The organism is Burkholderia seminalis DSM 23518, assembly GCF_902832885.1.
GTDB classification, from domain to species: Bacteria; Pseudomonadota; Gammaproteobacteria; order Burkholderiales; family Burkholderiaceae; genus Burkholderia; species Burkholderia seminalis.
In genome coordinates, this window is sequence record NZ_CADFDK010000003.1 from 25,690 (window position 1) to 48,733 (window position 23,044).

At 64.3% G+C, this 23,044-nt stretch carries 20 protein-coding genes; 9 read left to right on the forward strand and 11 right to left on the reverse strand.

Annotated elements, in window-relative coordinates:
- The first annotated feature begins 8 nt into the window (after nt 1-8).
- The 6 genes from HWX00_RS10735 (at nt 9) to HWX00_RS10760 (ending at nt 6,991) form a co-directional block, all read left to right on the forward strand.
- On the forward strand, nt 9-1,391 hold the full coding sequence (locus HWX00_RS10735; protein ID WP_059562179.1) for an LLM class flavin-dependent oxidoreductase: 1,383 nt from the start codon (nt 9-11) through the stop codon (nt 1,389-1,391).
- 102 nt (nt 1,392-1,493) lie between these two features.
- On the forward strand, nt 1,494-3,044 hold the full coding sequence (locus tag HWX00_RS10740; protein WP_124609948.1) for a sugar ABC transporter ATP-binding protein: 1,551 nt from the start codon (nt 1,494-1,496) through the stop codon (nt 3,042-3,044).
- The gene (locus tag HWX00_RS10745; protein ID WP_124609949.1) at nt 3,044-4,099 is read left to right on the forward strand and encodes an ABC transporter permease; all 1,056 of its coding nucleotides are present in this window, start codon (nt 3,044-3,046) and stop codon (nt 4,097-4,099) included. Before HWX00_RS10740 ends, HWX00_RS10745 begins: the two co-directional genes overlap by 1 nt.
- Before the next feature lie 166 nt (nt 4,100-4,265).
- Nucleotides 4,266-5,336: a substrate-binding domain-containing protein gene (locus HWX00_RS10750; protein ID WP_034190422.1), complete on the forward strand. Its 1,071-nt coding sequence runs from the start codon at nt 4,266-4,268 to the stop codon at nt 5,334-5,336.
- 50 nt (nt 5,337-5,386) lie between these two features.
- The gene (locus HWX00_RS10755) at nt 5,387-5,917 is read left to right on the forward strand and encodes an OsmC family protein (protein WP_049036658.1); all 531 of its coding nucleotides are present in this window, start codon (nt 5,387-5,389) and stop codon (nt 5,915-5,917) included.
- Nucleotides 5,918-6,259: 342 nt separating this feature from the next.
- Nucleotides 6,260-6,991 (forward strand): transporter substrate-binding domain-containing protein, encoded by a 732-nt coding sequence (locus tag HWX00_RS10760; RefSeq protein WP_124609950.1) that lies wholly within the window; start codon nt 6,260-6,262, stop codon nt 6,989-6,991.
- Nucleotides 6,992-7,345: 354 nt separating this feature from the next.
- Here HWX00_RS10760 and HWX00_RS10765 read toward each other — a convergent pair whose 3' ends face one another.
- The 6 genes from HWX00_RS10765 to HWX00_RS10790 form a co-directional block, all read right to left on the reverse strand.
- Nucleotides 7,346-7,777, reverse strand: a complete 432-nt coding sequence (locus tag HWX00_RS10765) for a GNAT family N-acetyltransferase (protein ID WP_034190424.1) — start codon at nt 7,775-7,777, stop codon at nt 7,346-7,348.
- A gap of 217 nt (nt 7,778-7,994) precedes the next feature.
- A complete protein-coding gene (locus HWX00_RS10770) occupies nt 7,995-8,228 on the reverse strand; it encodes a hypothetical protein (RefSeq protein WP_011549124.1) in 234 nt (77 codons plus the stop codon).
- Between the two features lie 231 nt (nt 8,229-8,459).
- The gene (locus HWX00_RS10775; protein WP_049036671.1) at nt 8,460-8,864 is read right to left on the reverse strand and encodes a hypothetical protein; all 405 of its coding nucleotides are present in this window, start codon (nt 8,862-8,864) and stop codon (nt 8,460-8,462) included.
- 315 nt (nt 8,865-9,179) lie between these two features.
- Complete coding sequence (locus HWX00_RS10780) at nt 9,180-10,607, reverse strand: efflux transporter outer membrane subunit (protein WP_059562142.1); 1,428 nt, start codon at nt 10,605-10,607, stop codon at nt 9,180-9,182.
- Entirely contained in the window at nt 10,604-13,801 is a 3,198-nt protein-coding gene (locus HWX00_RS10785; protein WP_124609951.1) for an efflux RND transporter permease subunit, read from the reverse strand. The genes HWX00_RS10780 and HWX00_RS10785 overlap by 4 nt, the downstream gene beginning before the upstream one ends.
- Before the next feature lie 12 nt (nt 13,802-13,813).
- Nucleotides 13,814-15,058, reverse strand: a complete 1,245-nt coding sequence (locus HWX00_RS10790; RefSeq protein ID WP_175027780.1) for an efflux RND transporter periplasmic adaptor subunit — start codon at nt 15,056-15,058, stop codon at nt 13,814-13,816.
- A 313-nt stretch (nt 15,059-15,371) separates the two neighbouring features.
- Between HWX00_RS10790 and HWX00_RS10795 the strand changes: the two genes are divergently transcribed.
- The 3 genes from HWX00_RS10795 (at nt 15,372) to HWX00_RS10805 (ending at nt 18,368) form a co-directional block, all read left to right on the forward strand.
- Complete coding sequence (locus HWX00_RS10795; RefSeq protein WP_175027779.1) at nt 15,372-16,121, forward strand: response regulator; 750 nt, start codon at nt 15,372-15,374, stop codon at nt 16,119-16,121.
- On the forward strand, nt 16,105-17,382 hold the full coding sequence (locus tag HWX00_RS10800) for an ATP-binding protein (protein ID WP_124609953.1): 1,278 nt from the start codon (nt 16,105-16,107) through the stop codon (nt 17,380-17,382). The genes HWX00_RS10795 and HWX00_RS10800 overlap by 17 nt, the downstream gene beginning before the upstream one ends.
- 635 nt (nt 17,383-18,017) lie before the next feature.
- A complete protein-coding gene (locus HWX00_RS10805) occupies nt 18,018-18,368 on the forward strand; it encodes a VOC family protein (protein ID WP_049036377.1) in 351 nt (116 codons plus the stop codon).
- A gap of 374 nt (nt 18,369-18,742) precedes the next feature.
- On the opposite strand, the gene HWX00_RS10810 is transcribed toward HWX00_RS10805, so the two are convergent.
- The 5 genes from HWX00_RS10810 to HWX00_RS10830 form a co-directional block, all read right to left on the reverse strand.
- Nucleotides 18,743-19,666: an MBL fold metallo-hydrolase gene (locus HWX00_RS10810; RefSeq protein WP_034190441.1), complete on the reverse strand. Its 924-nt coding sequence runs from the start codon at nt 19,664-19,666 to the stop codon at nt 18,743-18,745.
- Nucleotides 19,667-19,704: 38 nt separating this feature from the next.
- On the reverse strand, nt 19,705-20,241 hold the full coding sequence (locus HWX00_RS10815; RefSeq protein ID WP_175027778.1) for a DUF3331 domain-containing protein: 537 nt from the start codon (nt 20,239-20,241) through the stop codon (nt 19,705-19,707).
- Between the two features lie 116 nt (nt 20,242-20,357).
- The gene (locus HWX00_RS10820) at nt 20,358-21,179 is read right to left on the reverse strand and encodes an alpha/beta fold hydrolase (RefSeq protein WP_124609955.1); all 822 of its coding nucleotides are present in this window, start codon (nt 21,177-21,179) and stop codon (nt 20,358-20,360) included.
- 316 nt (nt 21,180-21,495) lie between these two features.
- Entirely contained in the window at nt 21,496-22,242 is a 747-nt protein-coding gene (locus HWX00_RS10825) for a glucose 1-dehydrogenase (RefSeq protein WP_034190443.1), read from the reverse strand.
- A 159-nt stretch (nt 22,243-22,401) separates the two neighbouring features.
- Nucleotides 22,402-23,043 carry an HD domain-containing protein gene (locus HWX00_RS10830; protein ID WP_034190444.1) on the reverse strand — a complete coding sequence of 214 codons (642 nt, stop codon included), beginning with the start codon at nt 23,041-23,043 and terminating at the stop codon, nt 22,402-22,404.
- Nucleotide 23,044 lies beyond the last annotated feature (1 nt).

The following is a 23,044-nucleotide window of genomic DNA, read 5'->3' on the forward strand; positions in this document are numbered from 1 at the left end:
ACCCCACGATGTCCGATCCTCGCCCCTTGCTGTTTTCCCTGTACGAACAAGCCAGCGTCGGCTGCGGCGGCGCGCCGAGCCTGTGGACCCATCCGGCCGACGAACGGCTGCGCGCGAATACGCTCGCGTTCTGGTCGGATCTCGCACGCACGGCCGAGCAGGCCGATCTCGACATGCTGTTCTTCGCGGACGTGCTCGGCCTGTACGACGTCTATGGCGGGTCGGCCGACGCGGCACTGCGATGGGCGGTCGAGGCGCCCGCGAACGATCCGATGATGCTGATTCCGGCACTTGTCGCGCAGACCGAGCGGCTCGCGTTTGGCGTGACGGCGAGCACGACCTACGAGCATCCGTTCGCGCTCGCGCGCCGCTTCAGCACGCTCGATCATCTGAGCAACGGCCGGATCGGCTGGAACATCGTGACGTCCTACCTGACGAGTGCGGCGCGCAACTTCGGGCTCGACCGGATGGTCGGCCACGACGAACGCTACGCGCGCGCGGAGGAATTTCTCGACGTCGTGTACAAACTGTGGGAAGGGAGCTGGGCGGACGACGCGGTCGTGGCCGACAAGCACGCGCCGCGCTATGCGCGTGGCGACCGCGTGCGGCCGATCGCGCACGAGGGCACGCACTATCGCGTGCAGGGGCCGCACGTCTGTGCGCCGTCGCCGCAGCGCTCGCCCGTGCTGATCCAGGCCGGCTGGTCCGGGCGCGGGCGCGAGTTCGCGGCGAAGCACGCGGAGGTGGTATTCGTCGCGAAGTCGAATCCGCACGAGATCCGCGCCGGCCTCGACGAGATTCGCCGGCTGGCGGTCGAACGCGGCCGGGCGGCGGACGACGTGAAGTCGCTGACCGTGCTGCGGATCGTGACCGCGCGCTCGTCGAGCGACGCGAAGGAGAAATACCACACGCTGCAGCAGCACTACCATCAGCACGCACAACTCGTCAGCTATGCGGGCGACACCGGTATCGACATCGACCGCTACGCGGACGACGAACCGCTGACGACGCGCACGGAAGGGCTCACGTCCTACGTCGTGCGGCCCGACGGCGGCGGCAAGCCGCTCACGGCCGGCGACGTGCGGCGCAAGTTCGCGAGCGTCACGCGCGGCACCGACCTGATCCTCGTCGGCGCGCCGGACGAAGTCGCGGATCAGCTCGCCGAGCATGCACGGCAGTCGACCACGAGCGGCTACATGCTCAATCCGCTGATCAGCCCGGGCACGCTGGACGATTTCGCCGAACTGATCGTGCCCGAACTGAAAAAGCGCGGCCTGTACCGGACGACTTCGCCGGCCGGTACCTTCCGCTCGCGGCTGAGCGGCCGCGACCGTCTGCCGGACACCGCGCATGGCGCGTCGTTCCGGCAATCCGCATCCGACGAACGGTGACGAGCCGGGCGATACCGAGCTGCTACCAGGGGAGGTACGTGACGTGAATCACGACGTGCTGTTCCGGTTTCAACCACGCCGTGCCCGACAGGGGTATCCGGCATGAATGCGACGGCGAACGGGATTGCCGGTGCGACGCGCGAAAGTCGATCACATCGATCGGCATCGCCACCGGTCCTGCGCGCGGCTGGCATCGCGAAGCGTTTCGACGCGACCGTCGCGCTGTCGGCGTTGAATCTGTCGATCGACGCGGGCGAAGTCGTCGCGCTGATGGGCGCGAACGGCGCGGGCAAGTCGACCTTCGTCAAGATCCTGAGCGGCGCGCTGCGCCCGGACGGCGGCACGCTGACACTACGCGGCGAACCGTATCGACCGGCGTCGCCGCACGCCGCCAAGCGGCTCAGTGTCGCGACCGTCCACCAGTCGGTCGTCGACGCGGTCGTGCCGACGCTGTCGATCGCCGACAACCTGCTGCTCGACCGGCTGTGCGATCGGGCGTCACCGTGGCGTGCGACGCCGGCCGCACGGCGTGCCGCGGCGCGACCGCTCGCCGAGCGGGTCGGGCTCGACGTCGACCTGGCCGCGCCGCTGGCGTCGCTGTCGCTGGCGGACCAGCAGCGCGTGACGCTGGCGCGCGCGCTTGGCGGACAGCCGTCGCTGCTGATACTCGACGAGCCGACCGCCAGCTTGTCCGCACCGGAGGCCGAGCGGCTCTTCGCGCTGCTGGACGCGTTGCGCCGCGATGGCGTGGCGATCCTGCTGGTGTCGCATCGGCTCGGCGATTTGCGCCGCATGGCCGACCGCGTGGCGATCGTCCGCGATGGCCGGATCGTCGCGGATCTGCCCGCGCCCGTCGATTTCGATGCGGCGGTGGAAACGATGATCGGACGGCCGTTGCCGAAAACGCGTGAGCCGGCACCGGCCCGCGCCGCGGCGCGCGAGTCGGACGCCGCGTTCAGCATGCGGCGTATTCGGCTGACGCCGGCCAGCACGCCGTTCGACCTCGATGTCCGGCACGGCGAGATCGTCGCGATCGCGGGCCCGGTCGGCGGCGGCAAGTCGCGTCTTGCCAATACGATCTTCGGCGCCGCGCGGGCGGTGTCCGGCGACATGACGCTCGACGGCCGCCCGTGGCGCCCGCGTTCGCCGGCCGATGCGATTCGCGCCGGCGTCTTCCTGGCCGGCGAGGACCGTTGGCGCACGTCGCTGTTTCCCGACAGCGTGCCGTTCGCGTCGATCGCGGGCACGATCGGTTTTCCGTTTCTGGCGCGCTGGTTCGCGCGCGGCCCGGTCGGCAGGGCGCGTGAACGCGCGGCCGCCGCGGAGGCGATCGCACGGTTCGGCATCCGCTGCACCGGCCCGGACGATCGCGTGGTCCGCCTGTCGGGCGGCAATCAGCAGAAGGTCGTGCTCGCACGCTGGCATGCCGAACCCGCGCGGCTGTTGCTGCTCGACGAGCCGTTTCAGGGCATCGATGCCGGCGCGCGGGCCGATATCGTCGATACGCTGCGGCGTCACGCGCATGCCCGTGCGACGATCGTGTTCGTCAGCGATGTGGAAGAAGCTGCCGAGATCGCCGACCGTATCGTGCGGTTCGATCGCGCGACGCTCGATGACCTGCCTCCGACATCCTCCACCCTGAGCGCCCCCTGATGAAAACCGTGACTTCTTCCACCGAGCACGATGCCGCACCCGTCGAACGGCCGCGCGCCGCGCCGGCCCGCATCCGCGACGCTCTCGAGCGCACCGGCATCCTGCTCGTGCTGGTCCTGCTGGTGATCGGCTTCGCGCTCAGGGAACCCGCGTTCCTGAACGTCGACAATCTGTTCAGTATCCTGCAGTCGGTGTCGATCGTCGCGTTGCTCGGCGTCGGCGTGACGATCACGCTCGCGGCCGGCGGTTTCGACCTGTCGGTCGGCAGCGTGGCCGCGACCGCGCAGATGGCCGCCAGCTATGTGCTGGTCGTGTGGCACGGCAGCACGCTGGCGGCGGTCATCGCCTGCGTGACGCTCGGCATGGCCGCCGGGTGGTTCAACGGCGTGTTGATCACGCGCCTGCGCGTGCCCGACCAGCTCGCGACGCTCGGCACCTTGTTCCTGATGGCCGGCCTGCAATTGATTCCGACCGGTGGCCGTTCGCTCGCGACCGGCTCGGTGCTGCCCGACGGTACGGATGCGACCGGCGTGTTCCCCGACGCGTTTCTCGCGCTCGGCCGGTTGCGCGTGTTCGACGTGGTGCCGTTGCCGGTGCTGCTGCTCGCCGCTATCACGGCAGTCGCATGTGTCGCGATGGAGGCGACCCGATGGGGCCGCGTGATCTATGCGATCGGCGGCAACGAAACGGCCGCGCGGCTTGCCGGTGCGCCCGCCGCGCGCTACCGCGTGGCCGCGTATGTCGTATCGGGTGCGATCGCGTCGCTGGGCGGCGTATTGATCGCCGCGCGGGTCGGTCGAGGCGACGTGAGCGCCGGCCACTCGCTGCTGCTCGATGCGGTGGCCGCCGCGCTGATCGGCTACGCGGTATGGGGCGCGAAGCGGCCCAACGTGTTCGGGACCGTCGTCGGCGCGGTATTCGTCGGTGTGCTGCTCAACGGGCTGACGATGCTGAACGCCCCGTACTACATGCAGGATTTCATCAAGGGGGCGCTGCTCGTGCTCGCGCTGGCGTTTACGTTCGGCATCGGGCGTCGGACGGATGCGCGCGCGTGACGCACGTGCCGTCATGCGTCGCAGCGGCTCGCATGGATCGGCCGGCTCGCGGAACGGTAACGGTTTGCCATCCGAAGTGATATCCATTTTCGAATCGCTCGGTTTGAGTTTGCATGCGGCGCTGATAGATTGAGCCGATATTGTCCAATGTGGAGACAGGCTCGCCATGCGCTCGTTGCTTCGCCGGAAATCGCGCGTCGATCTGAAGATCGGTGCGCTCGTGCTGTGTTTCGCGACTGCGCTGGGCGTACCCGCCGTGCAGGCCGGTCCGCTCAAGGGGGCGCCCGCGCCGTTCGACAAGGGCGGCGTGAAGATCGCGCTGGTCAACTATCTGTCCACCGGCGACTTCTTCCAGGCGTACGAGGCCGGCGCGCAGAAGCAGGCGCGTGCGCTCGGCATCGACCTGCGCATCTACGAGGGCCGGCAGGATGCGGCCGAGCAGCGCGAGCAGATCCAGCAGGCGATCAGCGTCGGGGTATCCGCGATCATCGTCAATCACGGCCTGCCGGAGTCGCTGAAGGACGTCGTGCAGCGTGCGCTGGACAAGGGCATCAAGGTCGTCGCGTTCGACGTCGATCTCGGCAACCCGAAGGTGCCGCAGATCGAGCAGAACGATCGCGACCTCGCGAACCTGCTGCTCGGGCAGGCCGTCAAGGACAACGGCGACGCGTTTTCGGCCGGGTACGTCTACGTTGCCGGTTTTGCGCCGCTCGACCGGCGCGACGCCGCGTGGCGCGACTTCAAGCGCGCGCACCCGAAGGTGCAGGAGAAGGCGCGCTGGGGCACCGTCGACACGCCGATCGCGCAATCGGTCGCGAATCAGGCGGCCGCGGCGTACCGAGCGAATCCGGATATCCGCGTCGTCTTTGCGCCTTACGACGAGTTCGCGCGCGGAGCGAAGCTCGCCGCGGACGAAGCGAAGCTGTCGTCGAAGATCCGCATCTACAGTGCCGACATCTCGACGGCCGACATCGAGGCGATTCGTGCGCCCAACAGCGCGTGGGTCGCGACGGCCGCGACCAATCCCGCGGTCGTCGGCGCCGTGTCGGTGCGCGCGGCCGCACTGCTGGTCGCCGGCCAGAACCCGGGCGCGCGCATCGCGGTCAAGCCGACGCTGATCACGCGCGACGATCTCGTGAAAAACGACATCCGCACCGTGGCCGAGCTCGGCGCGAAGTTCCCCGCATTCCGGGCAAGCGACGCGGCGACTGCCGCATGGATTCCGGCGGTCGACTGATCGCGTGCGAATGCAGCGAGCGATCCGCGCAATCTACCCATGATTCGACCATGACGACTCTCAACGACTATCTCGTACAAAAGCGCGATGCGTGGCACGCGAAGCAGCAGGCGGCCCGCAACGATCCCGAATTCAAGGCGACGCCGCTGAAGGCGACCGTGCGCGCGCTCGGTCGCAGCGGCGTGCGCGAGATCCGGATTCGCGACTTCCAGGTGATCAGCGACAGTCCGCCGGACTTCGCGGGCTATAACCTCGGGCCCGCATCGCCGGAGCTGCAGCTTGGCGTGCTCGGCAGTTGCCTCACGCATATCACGTTGATTCAGGCCGCGGAGCGTGGCCTGAAGGTCGACTCGATCGCGGTCGAGGTCACCGGCGACCAGCATCCGCTCGCACAGCAGCCGGGGTTCGAGCATGTTCCGGTATTCCCGCACAACATCCGCTATACGCTAGACATCGTGTCGCCCGAGCCGCCCGAAGCCATTCGCGCGTTGCACCAGGCGGTCGAGGCGGTCTGTCCGATCTTCAACTTGCTGAGGCTGCCGCAAGATATCGGCGGCGAATTGAGGCATACGCAAGGTTGACGCGCCGGACTGACGATTCGTTCATGCAGCTTCGCGGCATCCGCATGCGGGTTTCATTGTGGTTTCGCGTTTCGTCGTGCCGGGCGCGGCAAACATGGTGCGGATCGAGTCGGTGTGTCGGCGTTCGATACGCAACCGTCGAGGCGTGATCCATATACGATTCGGTATGCGAATCGTTAAGGAGAAGCGTCGCAATCCGACCCACCTGGGAGGACTGTCGGGCAGTATTGGCTTGGCTTTTACTGATGGATTCCGCTCAGGAACGAACATCCGTGTGTATGGGTAGAATCATGACCAATCGGCGCCAGATGCGGTGGCCGTCCCATTTCGCGAGACATGGCGATGAAGGTAACGATTGCGTACATTGACGAACCCCCTTTTGGATGGACGGAACCCGGAGGAACTGCTTCGGGTGCCGATATTGAACTGGCCGGTGTCGTTCTTCGGGCGATTGGCGTCACGCGGATCGAGCATCGCCTGACGACATTCAGTGAACTGCTGCCCGGCGTTGCAACTGGACGCTGGGATATGAACGTTCCGCTCTTCATTACGCCTGAACGCGCCAGATCGGTCGCATTCAGCGAACCTGTATGGGGGATCGGCGACGGCTTTCTGGTTCGGGCCGGCAACCCGAAGGGCCTCAACAACTACACGTCACTCGCCAAACGCTCCGACGCCCGCCTTGGCATCATTGCCGGACAGGTTCAGCACGACTCGGCAAAAGAGGCGGGCATAAGCGATGACCAGATAGCCGTCTTCGCGCACCAAGCCGACGCGATTGATGCGGTTCTCTCCGGCACGATCGACGCGTACGCGAGTACGGCGCTGGGAAATCGCATTGTTGCGGATCGGATTGGAGCCTCAGCGCTTGAGGCCGTGCCGCACGAGCCGGAAGCGAATGGCAAGCGACAGAGGCCCCCACTCGGCGCATTCTCGTTCGACCCGCAAAACAGCGAGTTGCGCAATGCGGTAAACCGGCAACTCCGTTCTTATTTGGGTTCGCCGGACCATCGGGCCAGAATGGCGGTATTCGGCTTGTCGTCCAACGAGATCGACCCCGCTCTCGAGCGGTGAGCATGGCGGCTGTCAACCGATAATCCCCAGTCGGGAGAGCTTGATGGATTGCCGTCAATTCTCGGGCGCCCGTCCAACAATCGATCTCGAACTGATCGAATTGAATGGCTGCCCGGGAGGAAACCGCATGGCCGCTTCGGGTTGCGGATTCAATCGGTCATGATGGGCTGCAGCCGGCGCCACAAGCGGCCGTTCGGCACGAGCAGCCAGATTGTTGACAATCGGCGCGTGTTGTTTCGCTGGGGGGCGGGTTTCGAGCGGATCGTTTGCGGAAGTTCGACGACGCGGGACGAACGACGACCGACTGCGGCGGTCGGAGGCCCGGGTTCGACATTCCTGCGTCTCGTCGCTCGACTAGAGCACTTTTTTCATCGACGGTGCGGTGTGAAGCACAAAGTTCTGACGCTCATAGAAGGAAACAGCCTCTGGTCTCGCGTCGAGAAACACGGCACTCATGTCGCGAGCCCGTGCGTCGGCTTCTGCATATGCCATCAACGCGTGACCTGTACCGCTTCCCCGAGCTTTGGCAGTTACGACAAGATCATCGATGTGCAGATGCGCTCCGCGCGCCAGCGTGTGGACCGGCCTCATCCCCATGACGCCGAGAAGCTCGCCGTTCTCGAACGCTCCCACGAGCTCGAAACCAGAATGCGATTGCCGCTGCACTCGCTTCAAGAACTCCGCTTCGTCCAGTGAGCGCAATTGGGAAATGACTGGAAAGGCTTGCGCCCATTCTGCCGGGGTAAGCCGTCGAACGTTGACATTGGTGCGACGACTCTGACTCATGGCGTGTGACCCGGGTTTAAAGGATGTGAATTCTTACACACAAATCCGCCTTATCTCACAGCCCGATATCCGCTAGCGAGAAAGACGAAGGACTGTTGTGGGTCGATCTCCGCCGGTCGCGTATCACAAGGTGTCGGCCGGCCACGTTCGGCCACGAACGGCCGTTCGACACAGTTTTTTAGATCGTCGACAATCGGTGCAGATAAGGGCGTAGCCTTTAGCGGTTACCGTCGATCAGATCGTTCAGCAGCGCATCGAACGCGGCCTGTGCGTCTTCAAGTTCCTGCAGGGCGGCATCGAAGGTTTGCAGCGCGAACGGCGAAGGCTCGCCGCTGCCTTGCGGCGGAAATTGCTTCTGCATCGAGGCGAACGTGCTCTGCACGCGCAGCGTGGCGGCCACCATGCGCTCCATCGCCTGGGTTTCTTCGGCTCGGGCCTGTTCCGGATTCATTCCACTCTCCTTGGATGGTTTTCTTGAAGACCAGATCGTACACGCTGTGTCCGTTCTTGCCGCTCTTGGCAGAACGACTCCGTTGAAGGTTCCAAGGGCACGCTGCGCGAGAAGCGATTTAATCGGGAATGATTCCGCAGTCGCGTACTCATCGAGTGTGGCTACAAAATCCCGCCGCGGGTCAGGTCCATACTCGTTCAAATGCAGACAATTCCCTCTCGGTCGATGGGGTTACATGCTCGCTGCGGCTGCGATTGGCGAGCATTTTCCGTTCGCGATGTAGTATCGCAGTCGCTCCCAAGCGTCCAGGTAGCGATGCCACGGGATGGCGGCCAACTGCTCGTCATGGATGACGAGGATCTGCTCGACGATCGCCAGTTCGTGATCGAGCAGCAGGCAGCGCTCCCCTCGATCCACACGCGTGACGCATGCATTGAGCGCTGCTTCCGCGCGCCGGTACAGATCAAGGTCCGTGCCAGTCGAGGTCGCATCCCGCAGATAGAACGCGAGGTACACCACGCGAACCAGGCAAATGACCTGGTCGAGGTCCCCGCGCCCACCCCGCACGGTGGCCAGGGCGAGGTGGTTCTCCAGTGACAGCGCATGGATCTTTTCCGTTGGCAACGGCAGAAACATTTCTCTCGTTAGGCGCGATCGACCGACTCGTCGCATTGATCGTCTCTTGTTTTCCAATTTGCTCGCTCGTGACTGAATCGTGTCTCTCGTCATGCCAGATCGAGGCGGCCTGATCGCACACTAGGAATCCGTACACCTATCCGTTCGACATGCAGCGATGCCCCGTGAAAATCAACGATGCCCGATCACCCGCTCGGCGGCCGGCTGCCGAGACCGGCCCGGTAAACGGGCCGTGGAATCGAGGCAGGATCAAGGCGTGTGGGCGAATCGGATGGGTCATTGTCGAAGCAAACGACCCATCGACCGTTCGTATGACTATCGTTGCGCCATCGCGCTCGTCTCCGACCAGCCGCCGCCCACCACCTTGTACAGCGTGATGAGGTTCGACTGCTTGGCGAGCATGTCCGTGATCAGTTGCTGTTGCGCAGTGTAGAGCGTGCGCTGCGCGTCGAGCAGGGTCAGGAAGCTGTCGGTGCCGCTGCGGTAGCGTGCCTGCGCGAGGTCGTAGTACTGCTGCGCGGCGTTCACGTAGTCGCGGTCCGCAGCCACCTGCGTGACGTACGTCGTGCGTCCCGCGAGTGCATTCGACACTTCCTTGAACGCCGTCTGGATGGCCTTCTCATAGTTGGCGATGTCGATATCCTTCTCGACTTTCGCTACGTCGAGCGTGGCGCGGTTGTAGCCGAAGTCGAAGATGGGCACCGAAATGGACGGCGCAAATGTCCACGCACCCGTGCCCGCCTTGAAGAGGTTCGAGAGGCTGCTGCTCGTGGTGCCCGCGGAAGCCGTCAGCTCGATCTTCGGAAAGAACGCGGCGCGCGCTGCGCCGATGTTGGCGTTGGCGGCCTTCAGCGTGTGCTCGGCTTCGACGATATCGGGGCGGCGCGTGAGCAGATCCGACGGCACGCCTTCGCCGATGTCCGCGAACATGTTCTCGCTTTCCATCAGCGCACCGCTTTGCGGCAGATCGGTGGGCAGCGGCGCGCCGATTTCGGCCACCAGGTTGTTGCGGTCCTGCGCCACCGCACGCGTGTACGAGGCCAGGCTCGAGCGCGCGCTGGCCAGCGAGTTTTCGGCCTGGCGCACGTCCTGCAGCGACGCGCTGCCGATCTTCATCATGCGCACCGTGAGGTCGTAGGTGTGCTGGTCCGCATCCACGGTGTTCTGCGTGACCTGCAGCGTAGCTTCGTCGGAGAGCAACTGCAGATAGTCGGTAGCGACCGTCGCGATCAGGCTGAGCTGCGTGCTCGTGCGCGCCGCGTCCGTGGCGAGGTATTGCTCCAGCGCCTGGCGCTTGAGGCTGCGCAGGCGGCCGAAGAAGTCGATTTCCCACGACGTGAGCCCCACGTTCGCACTGCTCGAACTGGATGAGCTCGTGGAGCCTTCCACGCGTTCGCGCGTGACCGAGCCGGATGCGCTGATGGCGGGCCCGATGTTGGCGCGCGCGATGCGGTACTGCGCTTCGTACTGCGCCACGTTGAGCGCGGCCACTCGCATGTCGCGGTTGTTCGCGAGTGCGACTTCGATCAGCTTTTGCAGGCGCGGGTCTCTGAAGAAGTCGCGCCAGCCGAGGTCGGCACCCAGCGGTGCCTCAGCGGTGGGCTGTGCCGCTTTCGGTTGCGTCGGCACGGGGACGGTGGACCAGGCACTGTCGACGGGCGCGGCCGGGCGCCGGTACGTCGGGTCGAGCGTGCAGCCTGCCAGTGCGACCGCGCAAAGAAGGGCGATCAGTGTGCGTTTCATGCGTTGCCCTCGTTGATGTCGGCGGAGTCCGTGGCGTGACCGTGTTCCTTGAACAGTCTGCGCACCACGACGAAGAAGACCGGTACGAAGAAGATCGCAAGCACCGTGGCCGCGATCATGCCCCCCGTCACACCCGTGCCGATGGCATGGCGTGCGCCGGCGCCGGCACCCGTGCTGATGACGAGCGGCAGGACGCCGAACACGAACGCGAGCGAAGTCATGAGAATGGGGCGCAGCCGCATGTGGGCGGCTTCGAGTACGGCGTCCACGAGGCGGTGCCCCTGCGCTTGCAGATCCTTCGCGAACTCGACGATCAAAATGGCGTTCTTCGTGGAAAGCCCGATGGTGGCCAGCAGCCCCACCTTGAAGTAGATGTCGTTCGAAAGTCCGCGCCCGTGAGCGGCAAGTAACGCGCCCAGCACACCGAGCGGCACCACGAGCAGCACCGCGAGCGGAATCGACCAGCTTTCGTAGAGTCCCGCGAGGCACAGGAACACGACGACGAGCGAGATCGCATAGAGCGTCGTGGCCTGGGAGCCGGCCTGCTTCTCCTGGTAGGACTGTCCGGTCCATTCCAGAGCGAAGCCGGGCGGCAGTTTGTGCGCGAGCTGCTCGACCGCGTTCATGGCCTCGCCGGTGCTCACGCCGGGCCGCGTGGCAGCCGAAATGCCCGTGGCGAGCTGCCGGTTGTAGCGCTCGATCTGCGGCGGCCCGAACGTCCAGTGACTCTTGGCGAACGACGAGAAGGGCACCATCGTCGAGTCGTAGCCTGTCGTGCTCGTGGCGGTGCTCGAAGACGATAAGGATGACGAACCCGACGAACTGCTGCTTGCCTTCACATACCAGTCGCCAAGGTCGGCAGGCATCATGCGATACGGCGCGTCCGACTGCACGTAGACTTTCTGCACGCGCCCCGTGTCGATGTAGTTGTTCACGTAGGACGAACCGAACGCGGTCTGCAGCGTGTCGTTGACGTCGGAGATGGAAAGCCCCAGCGCGTTGGCTTTTTCGCGGTCGATGTCCACTTGCAACTGCGGCGTGTCTTCGAGGCCGGACGGGCGCACCATGGCGAGCGTCGGTTCCTTCGACGCCATGCCGAGAAACTGGTTGCGCACCGCGAGCAGCTTGTCGTGTCCTGCGCCACCGCGGTCTTCGATCTCGAAGTCGAGGCCGCTTTGCGTACCCAGTTCCTGAATGGCGGGCGGATTCAGCACGAAGATGCGCGCGTCGCGATTGCCGGCGAAATGCTGGTTGGCGCGCGCGATGATGGCCGACGCGCTGTCGCGCGAACCGCGCAGGCTCCAGTCCTTGAGCGTCACGAACGCGATGGCGTTGTTCTGCCCTTGACCGTTGAAGCTGAAGCCATTGATGGCGATGACCTGCTTGACGCCCGGCTCGTCTTTCAGCACGTACTGTTCCACCGTCTCTACCGTCTTCAGCGTGCGCGAGGCCGGCGTGCCCGCGGGCGCGCTGATCGACACGATGAAGTAGCCCTGGTCTTCGTCAGGCAGGAACGAGGAGGGCAGCGTGACGTAGAGCAGCGCCACGACGCCGGCGATCACGCCGTAGAGGAACATGTAACGCGCGGGCCGCGCGACCACGCGTGCGAGCGAGGAACTGTAGCCCGCATTGCTCCTCGCGAACCACCGGTTGAACCAGCCGAAGAAGCCGCGCTTTTCGTGGTGCTCCACGTCGGCGCGCTTGAGCAGCGTGGCGCACAGCGCCGGCGTGAGCGTGAGCGCAAGCATGACCGACAGCAGCATCGCCGAGACGATGGTGATGGAGAACTGCCGGTAGATCGCGCCCGTGGAGCCCGCGAAGAACGCCATTGGAATGAAGACGGCGGTGAGCACGGTGGTCACGCCGACCAGCGCGCCGGTAATCTGCCCCATCGCCTTGTGCGTGGCTTCCTTCGGGTCGAGTTTCTCCTCGCTCATGATGCGCTCGACGTTTTCCACCACCACGATGGCGTCGTCCACGAGCAGGCCGATGGCGAGCACCATCGCGAACATCGAGAGCACGTTGATCGAAAAACCGATCATCGACATCACGCCGAACGTGCCGAGCAGCGCAACGGGCACCACGATGGTTGGAATCAGCGTGGCGCGTACGTTCTGCAGGAACAGGTACATCACGAGGAAAACTAGTACGACTGCTTCGAGCAGCGTCTTCACGACCTCTTCGATCGAGATGCGCACGAACGGCGTGGTGTCGTACGGGTAACTGATCGCTACGTCCTGCGGTAATTGCAGCTGGATTTCGGCGAGCTTCGCGCGCACCGCGTTGGCTGCGTCCAGCGCGTTGGCGCCGGTGGCGAGCTTGATGGCGAGTGCGGATGCCGGTTTGCCGTTCAGACGCGACGAGGTGTCGTAGCTGTCGCCGCCCACCTCCACGCGTGCCACGTCCTTCAGCAGCACGCGCGATCCGTCGCTGTTCACACGCAGCAGGATGTTGGCGAACTGGTCGGCGGTCGTAAGCAGACTCGACGAGCGGATGGTTGCGTTGATGGCCTGCGAGTCCGTTGCCGGCGAGCCGCCTACCTGTCCCGTGGAAAGCTCGACGTTCTGGTTCGTGATAGCCGTGGTCACGTCGGAGGGCGTGAGTCCGAAGCTGTGGAGCTTCACCGGGTTGAGCCAGATGCGCATGGCGTGCTGCGCGCCGAACAGCGTCACGTCGCCCACGCCGTTCAACTGCGCGAGCGGATCTTCGATCCGGGTCGCGATGATGTTGCCGAGATCCACCGAATTCCAGGTGCCGCCCGGCGACGAGAGCGCGACGATCATGAGGAAGCTCGTCGACGCCTTCGCCACCTGCACGCCTTGCTCCTGCACCGTTTCGGGCAAGGTAGGCGTGGCCTGCGTCACCTTGTTCTGAACCTGCACCTGCGCGATGTCGGGATTCGTGCCGGGATTGAACGTCAGCGTGATGGTGGCCTGCCCGGCGGAACTGCTCGTGGACGACATGTACAGCACGTTGTCGATGCCGCTCAACTTCTGCTCGATCACCTGGGTCACGGTTGCGGCGACGGTGTCGGCGGAGGCGCCGGGGTAGGTGGCCGTCACCTGCACCGAGGGCGGCGCGATGGTGGGGTACTGCGCGACGGGAAGACTCGTGACCGCCGCCGCACCCACCAGCATGATGACGATGGCCATCACCCACGCGAGAATGGGACGCTTGATGAAGAACTCTGCCATGCCGTTCTCCGCCTAGCGTTGTGCCGACACGGACGAGGCCGTGTCTGTCGCGGGTGCCGCGTTCGCCTGTGTCTGCGGCGTATCGGCCGCCACCTTGACCGGCGCGCCCGCATGCACGCTCTGCAGGCCGCTCACGATCACGCGGTCGCCGGTGTGCAGACCCGACGTCACGATCCATTGGTCGCGGAATGCGTTGTCGGCCACCACCTGCACCTGCTGCGCGTTGCCGGTCGCGTCCGCCACGTAGACGCTCGCCTTGCCGTCCGATGTGCGCGTCACGGCCATCTGCGGCACGAGTATCGCGTTGTCGTTTTCGCCTTCTTCCAGACGGGCGCGGACGAACATGCCGGGCAGCAATTCGCGTTCGGGGTTCGGGAACGTGCTGCGCAGCGTGACCGAGCCCGTCGTGGCGTCCACGGTCACGCCGGAGAACTGCAGCGCGCCGGGGTGGGCGTACTCGGTGCCGTCTTCCATTACGAGCGTGACGGCGGCGCTGTCGCTGCCCGTTTTCTTCAGGCGCCCCGAAGCGAAGGCCTTGCGCAGCTTCAGCCATTCCGTGCTGGGGCGCGTGACGTCGAGGTACATCTGGTCGAACGCCTGGATGGTGGCAAGCGCAGTGGTCTGGTCGGAGGTGACGAGCGCACCCTCGGTCACGCTCGATGCACCGATGCGCCCGGAAATTGGGGCGCGCACACGCGTGTATTCGAGGTTGACGCGCGCAGATTCGAGCGACGCCTCGTCGGCCGTGACGTCGGCTGCGTCTTCGCGAACGGCGGCGACGGCATCGTCGTAATCCTGCTTGCTCACGGCGTTGATCTTCACGAGTTCCGTGTAGCGATCCGCTTTCGTTTTCGCCGAGGCCAGCGTGGCGCGCGCTTTTTCGAGCGTGCCGCGGGCCTGGTCGTAGGTCGCCTGGTAGGTGGCCGGGTCGATCTGGTAGAGCACCTGGCCCGCCTTCACGTCGCTGCCTTCCACGAACAGCCGCTTCAAGACGATACCGCCCACCTGCGGGCGGACGTCGGAAACCTTCAGCGAGGAAAGGCGGCCGGAGAGTTCGGTGGTTTCGACGATGCGCTGCGGCGCGAGCGTGAGTACGCCGACCGCGGCGGTTTGTGCGGCAAAGCCGGAGGGCGCGCCTGTCGGCTTGTTGCAGCCCGCGGTGCCGAGTATGGCGAATATCGAGAGCGCGGAAAATAAGCGCTGCGGCCTGCACATCGTGCGGTGGTGCGCGTGGTTAGAGAGGATTGACGTCTTCATCTTTGACCTGTTTGGACATCGCGATGCGGGAACGGGATGGCACCGAGCGCTTCAATGGCAGCTCAGCGGAACCGGTGCTGGGCAAGGCGTAACGCTACCGACGTCGCCTATTTCCGTGCTTACGGAAACTTACTGTCCGGTGACCCGAGAAGACAGACGAAAGAGACGGGGATGCTTGCTGCGTACGAAACGAAACACCAGGCGGTGCGGCACATACATCTGGCGAGCGCCAATACTCAGTAATATTTCGAAAGCCGGTCGAGCCTTCTCCGGGCTACCATCAATCCGTTCTCATCCCACCCGAATACCCGAAGTGCACGCACCCCCCTTTCCCGATTCCACGCTGCAGGTCCTGCTCGTTGATGACGACGCCGAGCTGCGCGACCTGCTGCGCAAGTTCTTCCAGCAACGCGGCAGCGCGTTCTCCGTCTTGCACGACGCCACCAATCTGGCGCGGCGGCTCGAACGCGAGCGGCCGTCCATCATCGTGATGGACCTCATGATGCCGGGCGTGGATGGCCTCACCGCGCTCAAGCAATTGCGCGCGCGCGGCGACACGATTCCCGTCATCATGCTGACCGCGCGCGCCGAAGGCGTGGAGCGCGTGCTGGGGCTCGAACTGGGTGCGGACGACTATCTGGGCAAGCCGTTCATGCCGCAGGAACTGCTCGCACGCATCCACGCGGTGCTGCGCCGCCAAGGCCAGCCGCCAACCACGGTAATGCAGGAGAAGCGCGCCCCGTGCCGGTTCGGCCGTTTCGAACTGGATTTCTCGACGCGCACGCTGCTGAGGGAAGGCACACCCGTGAAGCTCACGGGCGGCGAGTACGCGCTGCTCGAGGTGCTGGCCTCGCACCCCATGGAGACGCTTTCGCGTGCGCGGCTCATCGAGCTGCTCCACGGTCCGGATGCCGAGGTGACGGAGCGCGGCATCGACGTGCCGGTATGGCGCCTGCGTCGCCTGATCGAGGACGATCCGTCCAATCCCCGGCGGTTGCAAACCATGCGCGGCGTCGGCTACATGTTCATTCCCGACATCCCGGCCGATGAAGAATCCATTTGATTCGATGTTCGGCCGGCTCGTCATCACGACGGTGGGCCTGCTCGTGCTGGTTCACCTCACGTCGCTGCTGCTGATCGACCGAACCCGCGCGAGCCTCACCGCTTTCCATATTTCGCGCGTCATGGAGGCAGCCGCCCGCATGGGCGAGCACGATGGCGGCAGCGAACGGTCTGTGGCGAACATTCTCGGTATTTCGTTCGTGGACCTGAAGCAACTGTCGGCCGCCGAAGCGCAGCGCTTTCGCATCGACACGCTCGGGCCCATCGAACGGCAACTGCGGCACGTGCTGCCGCCGGGCATCCACGTGGCGATGGATAGCGACGGCACGCTGCGCGTGCTCCCCGCAGGCAGCACGCGTGGCATCGTGCTCCCGCGGGCCGAGGTGCCACTGAGTCGTTTCACCGGGGTGCTGGCGTTGACGCTGGTGTTCGCTATCGTGGTTGCCGTCGTGCTTGCGTGGCACCTGAACCGCCCCATCCGCGATCTTGCCGCAGCCGCGCGTGAGCATCGCACTGGCCATCATCTGAACCGCGTGCGCACACGCGGGCCGCGCGAACTGCGCGAGCTGATTGGCGACTTCAACGACATGACGCGCGAGCTGGCCGAGGCAGAGCGCGAGCGCGCCGTGATGCTCGCGAGTATCGCGCACGACCTGCGGACACCGATCACACGCATGCAGGTGCGGGCAGACCTGCTGACCGACCGTAGCGATCGCGAGGGCTTTCTGCGCGATACCGAATCCATGTCGCGTGTCATCACGCAGTTTCTCGACTTTGCGCACGAGAGCCCCGAAGGGTCGCCGCAAATCAGCGTGGACACGCATTGCCGTCGCGATTACACCGACGCACCGAGTCCGGGCGGCGAAGCGCATACCGATGCGCTTGTCACGCTCGATCTGCACGCGGGGCTCGACTTCATGCTGCCCATGGTCGATATCGACCGCATTCTCTCCAACCTTGTCGAGAATGCGCTGACCTACGGCGAGCCGCCCGTGGAGATCGCCACGCGAGCGCATGACGAGCACTACGAACTCGTGGTGCGAGATCACGGGGCCGGCGTGTCCGAGCCTGACCTGGACCGCGTGCTGCGTCCGTTTGTCCGGCTCGATCCCGCGCGCGGCGGCACCGCGCACAGCGGATTGGGCCTCGCCATCGTCCGCCGCCTCGTTCGCCATCACGGCGGCACGCTGCAGATTTCCAACGCGGCCGACGGCGGCCTTGTCATAGCGATGAGGTTTCCGAAGCACAGCGTCGCGCGATGAAGCGCCGCATGCGCTGTCGCCGCTCGTCCGGGTGGCAGCGGTGTCCAGTCGAGCTTCCCTGCGCCCACCGCTTCGGCAAGCGTGCGGGCGCCTTCGTTGAGGTCCTCGGTGGTGTGTTCACCAGGTGTTGGCGGAAGGGAGGAACGGCAACCCGACATCGATGACTCCGTTCACGATATGTTTCCCCTTCATCATCGCTTCCAGTGTTCGATACCGATGACTGTGCGGATCGTGCAGCGTGAGTGCACGTCGAAGTGATCGAGACCCTTTTCGACGTGGCAGGATACGGGCGCTTCATGGCTTTTCAGCAGGGCGGCCAGACGGCGATTCGACCGGACGACGCGAGTCGAATCGAATTCCCCATAGCTCGGCGCGAATGACACAACTCGTCTACGTCCGCATTAAATTTGTCCACTCACGCAGTGGACCAAGCGTTCCGGCAGTACCCCCTGATTTCTAGACCGATTCCCGGCGTACCGGGCGGCCGGCCGGGCGAAGCACCGAGTTCAGACAGTACGCTTTCGACCTCAAGCTCAGTCAAGCTTCAATCACTGCATGAATCTGGCCGATGCTGTTGAAAGCCGATTATTTTGGCATCTGATACATTCGGTTGGCATCCATTTCGGGGGCACGTCATGAAACTTCGGACCGTGTATTTGAAGGTGAGTGATATGGAGACGTCCACTTCTTTCTGGGAGCGACTTCTCGGATATGAACCGCTGAAACGGTCCGGCAAGTGGACTGAATTCTTGATCGGCACAAACAGACTGGGCCTTTTGTTAAACGATTTTGGAGACGAGATAAAAGGTAGCAGCTCCGTCCCGGTCTTTGAGTTCGAAGAAGGTGCACTTCACGAATTCGTGAAACGGGCTACAGAAAACGGCGCCGCCATCGTGATGGACGGATTGAAGATCGCGTCCATGAAAAGCATTGTATTGAGCAGCCCCGACGGACACGAGTTCGAGCTTTGCATGTGCCGCAACTAACCACGGGCTTTGCAGTTCGTCGTATGTCCTGCGAACGACCGCTTGGCGGCGACGAAGGGCCGTTGCAGGAGCCGCGACGAATGTCGCCCGGGTCGCAAAGCATCCTTCGCGCGACCACACAACGGCCGCTCGACATCATGTGCCGCTGATTGTCGATGCCGCATAACGGAAGGATAACGAAGTAATGCCGCTTATTTTCAGGCGTATCGATTCGAACTTCAATCACGGCATCACCCGCATGCCGTGCATGCCAGGCTCAGCTCGCATACACGGTCAGGGTCCAGTCCAGCCGTGGCTCAAGATCCAGTGAACCCGCGCTCCGAGAGAGCCCAGGAGCACCGACCCGCCGAACGCCAGGTTCACCGCCGATTGCATCAGATCGTGTTCAACGGAATTCTCAGATAGCGCTTGCCGTTGTTTTCCAAAGGCGGAAGGGCGCCGGCCCGCATGTTCACCTGCATCGCTTGAAGAATCAGCTTCGGCAAGGTCAGCGTCGCGTCTCGTGCGGTACGTGCCGCGACGAACGCGTCTTCAGTAATCCCGTCACGAACGTGTACGTTCGTGGTGCGTTCGGCCCCGATTGTCGTTTCCCACGCGTAGGCGTCCCGTCCGGGCGCCTTGTAGTCGTGACTCAGGAACAGTCTTGCTTCGTCGGGAAGGCAAAGCAGTCGCCGAATGGAGCGGAAAAGCCGCCTGGCGTCTCCGCCCGGCAAGTCGGCTCTCGCCGTCCCGTAGTCCGGCATGAACATCGTGTTGCCGCAGAACACCGAATCGCCGATGACGTAGGCGACACTGTCGGGCGTATGTCCGGGAACGTCGAGAACCCTGCACTCGATCGCCCCGATGTTGAATCGCTCTCCGTCATCGAACAGGTGATCGAATTGCGAGCCGTCGCGCAGGAACTCCGGTCCGGCGTTAAACAAGCTGCCGAAGCGTCGCTGTACCGCGGTGATCGCGCGTCCGATTGCGAGCGCACCGCCGACACGCGCCTGCAGAAAGGACGCGGCGCTCAGGTGGTCCGCATGGACATGGGTTTCGAGCAGCCATGCGATCGAGAGGCCTTCCGATTCGATATAAGCGACGATAGCGCGGGCCGATGTCTCCGAACATCGGCACGTCGGTGCGTCGAAGTCGAGGACCGGGTCGATGATTGCTGCGGCAAGCGAGATCGGATCGTGAACGACATAACTCGCGGTAGATGTCGCCTCGTCAAAAAAGGAATGGACAACCGGCACCGGATGTTTTCCGGCACGCGTCCGAACGATGCCCGCGATGGCGCGTTCGAGCGATTGATCCACGCGATGTCTCCTTTTTCTTGCCCCCGTCCGTCTCCGATTCAAGTCTCGGAGACGAGTTGGGCAAAGTGCGGTTCGAGTTCGGGAAAAGCATCCGCGTGCCGATCGCCAGGCCGGTTCGGCGTCGAGGCCCTGGATTCAGAGACCGACCCGACTGATGTCTGACCGCGCCGGCAAGGCGGCGAATCGATGGCCGACGCCTTGATCATTGCCGTCGCGTTGCTGCACATCGCGTTTCGCGCGCGCTTTGGACGAAAGACCGCGTCCCCTCGAGCAATCGAGTCGCCGCTCAGAATGCAAACGCCGTCCTTCCGGGCAATCACTCTCTGCCAGGTCTCCTCGCCGTATCGACACGTCGTTGAACTGCTCCACGAGACGAGCACGGTGTCGGCGGACGGGCGCTCGAGAATCACGATGCGGACCGCCCCGAGGTTCGAATCGGTCCTGCACGCACGCTCGTCCGCTCCCGGTGAAAGCGGTGCAGCCGGAGGCGATCGCAGGGCATCGAGGATCCTGTCCCAACGATTCCGGTCGCTGATGTCGTTTGCGACATCGTCGATACCTGGAGTGTTTTCCATAGCTTCAATATCGCCGTTGGATGCTGGATGCAGCGTGAGAAACGGTGCTGCCAGGCGGGCGGTTTTTGCGCGGGGCCTGTGCAAAGCGCTGCACAGGCACATCGCAGACAGACGATTCAGCTTTGCAGGAAATCGAGTAGATCGAGGTTGACTGCGCTCGCGTTGATCGTCGCCATGCCGTGCGAGCCGCCGGGATAGATCTTGAGCCGTGCATTCGGGGCGATTTCAACCGACCGTCGTGCCGATGCGTCGATCGGCACGATCTGGTCGTCGTCGCCGTGCAGAATGAGGAGGGGAACGTCGATTTTTTTCAGGTCTTCGGTGTAGTCGACCTCGGAGAATTCACGAATGCAATCAAATTGCCCCTTGATCGAACCCATCAGGCCTTGCACCTGGAAGGCGTCGATCGTGCCTTGTGACACGTCGGCACCCGGGCGGTTGAAGTTGTAAAACGGTACGGCGAGCTCCTTGTAGAGCTGCGAACGATTGTTCACCACGCCGGCGCGCAGTCCATCGAATACGTCGATCGGCAGACCGCCCGGGTTATCGGTGGTCTTGAGCATGATCGGCGGAACCGCGCCGATCAGCACCGCCTTTGCGACGCGTCCGGTTCCGTGGCGGCCGATGTAGCGTGCGACCTCGCCACCACCGGTCGAATGCCCGACCAGCACCGCGCCGCGCAGATCGAGATGGTTCAGGAGTGCCGCGAGATCGTCGGCATACTGATCCATGTGGTTCCCGTCCCACGTTTGGCCGGAACGGCCGTGGCCGCGGCGATCGTGTGCAATGACACGATAGCCTCGGGTGCCGAGGAACAGCATTTGTGCATCCCAGGCGTCGGCACAGAGCGGCCACCCATGGGAGAAGACGACCGGCGTGCCTGTCCCCCAGTCCTTGTAGAAAATCTCGGTACCGTCCGTGGAGTTGAAATAGCTCATGGCACGTTCCTGATCAGGTTGATTTGAAGGAAGTCTCGGGCAGGGCAATACGGAGCATCGTGTCGAGTTGGCGATCGCGAACGGCGCGTCGCACCGGCGCCCGCTGGTTTCCGGCGTGGCGGTGAGCAGCGACCCGCGCATGCGGGCCGCACTCACGAAGTGCGGGCATCGTCGTTTCGTTTCAGTGACTGCAGTCGTCACGCTCCGAATCGACGTGGCAACCCGCTGAACCGTGGGAAATCCGGAGCGATCGTCATATGCATCGCGTCGATGGCGGGGCCGACGGTACGCGCGCGGTATCGCGAGCGAACCTGCGTCAGCGCATGCCGCCGCTGGCGATGATGTGTTCGCCCGTCAGCCACTTTGCGTCGCCGGAAGCGAGGAAAACCGCAATCGATGCAACATCGTCCGGCCGGCCCACGCGCCCGAGCGGCGTCTGGCTGACCGCTGAACTCTCGAACTCCGATCCGATCACGCCGGCGCTTTGCGCGCCTTCGGTCACGATCACGCCGGGATTGATCGTATTCACGCGAATGCCGCGCGGCCCGAGTTCGCGTGCGAGCGCGCCGGTGATGGAATCCACCGCGCCTTTCGTGCCGCTGTAGACGGCGGTCGTCGCCGGTGTGAGCGTCGAGACGACCGAGCTGACATTGATGATGCTGGCGCCTTCACCCAGGTGCTGGACGGCGGCCTGTGTCGTGAGCAGGACCCCGAGCACGTTGATGTCGAATTGCCTGCGGTATTGCGCTTCCGTGAACGCCTCGATCGGCGCGAACTCGTAGACGCCCGAGTTGTTGACGAGAATGTCGAGGCGCCCATACGTTTCGATCGCCGCGTCGACGATGCCTTTCGCGTCGGCGGCCTTCGACACGTCGCCGCCCACGGCAACCGCTTTCCCCCCGGCCGTGGTGATGGCGGACACGACGTCGTCCGCGCCGGCCTTGCTGCTGGCGTAGTTCACGACGACCGACGCACCCTCAGCCGCGAGCGCCTTGGCGATGGCGGCGCCGATACCCTTCGACGCACCGGTTACAACGGCCACTTTCCCTGCAAGCTTGCCCATGATGTTCACCTCAGTGTGAATGATTCCGTTGATGGACACCGGCCTGCCGTCTCGCACGATGCGATCGCCGGTGTTTTCTGCCAATGCGGACCTGCATGCGGTCGCGATCGCCTGGCGCGGCGCGACTGGCCGGCCGTCGATGCGCGGGACATGGCATCTTCAACCCGGCCATGCCGAATTGCGGATGACGGAACAGAAATTCCCCCGATGGAAATGAGGCTCCTTGTCGGCGATCACGTCGGCTTTCACGTTGCCGAACGTGGTCTCCGGTTTATGCTTGATGCCGTTGTAGAACGCCTGAATGATCTCTTCCTTGAAGTGCGGCGGGCGCGGATGCGCATGCGTGACGGCTTCGCGTTCCTCGTGCGAGAACGCGTGGTACGAAAGGCCGAGCACATCCATCTCGACCCCGGCGGTCACCAGCGCAACGACCGGGTGCATATGGCGCGGAATGCCGGGCGTGGTATGCAGCGCAATGGCCGTCCAGACGAGGTCGATGTCGGCCGCGGTGATGCCACGGCCCGAGAGAAAGTCGCGGGCCGCATTGGCCCCGTCGACTTCGAAGCGCTCGGTGGCGCTGCTGTACGCGCCGGTGAGGCCGATGTCATGGAACATGGCGCCCGCGTACAACAGTTCCGGATCGAATTTCAGGCCGCGACGCACGCCTTCCAGGGCGCCGAACAAATAGACGCGGCTCGAATGATGAAAGAGCAGCGGGGTGGACGTGTCGCGCACGAACTCGGTAATTTCCCGTGCAAGCTGACTGTCGGGCACGGCGACATCCTGAATGACCTGCGACATG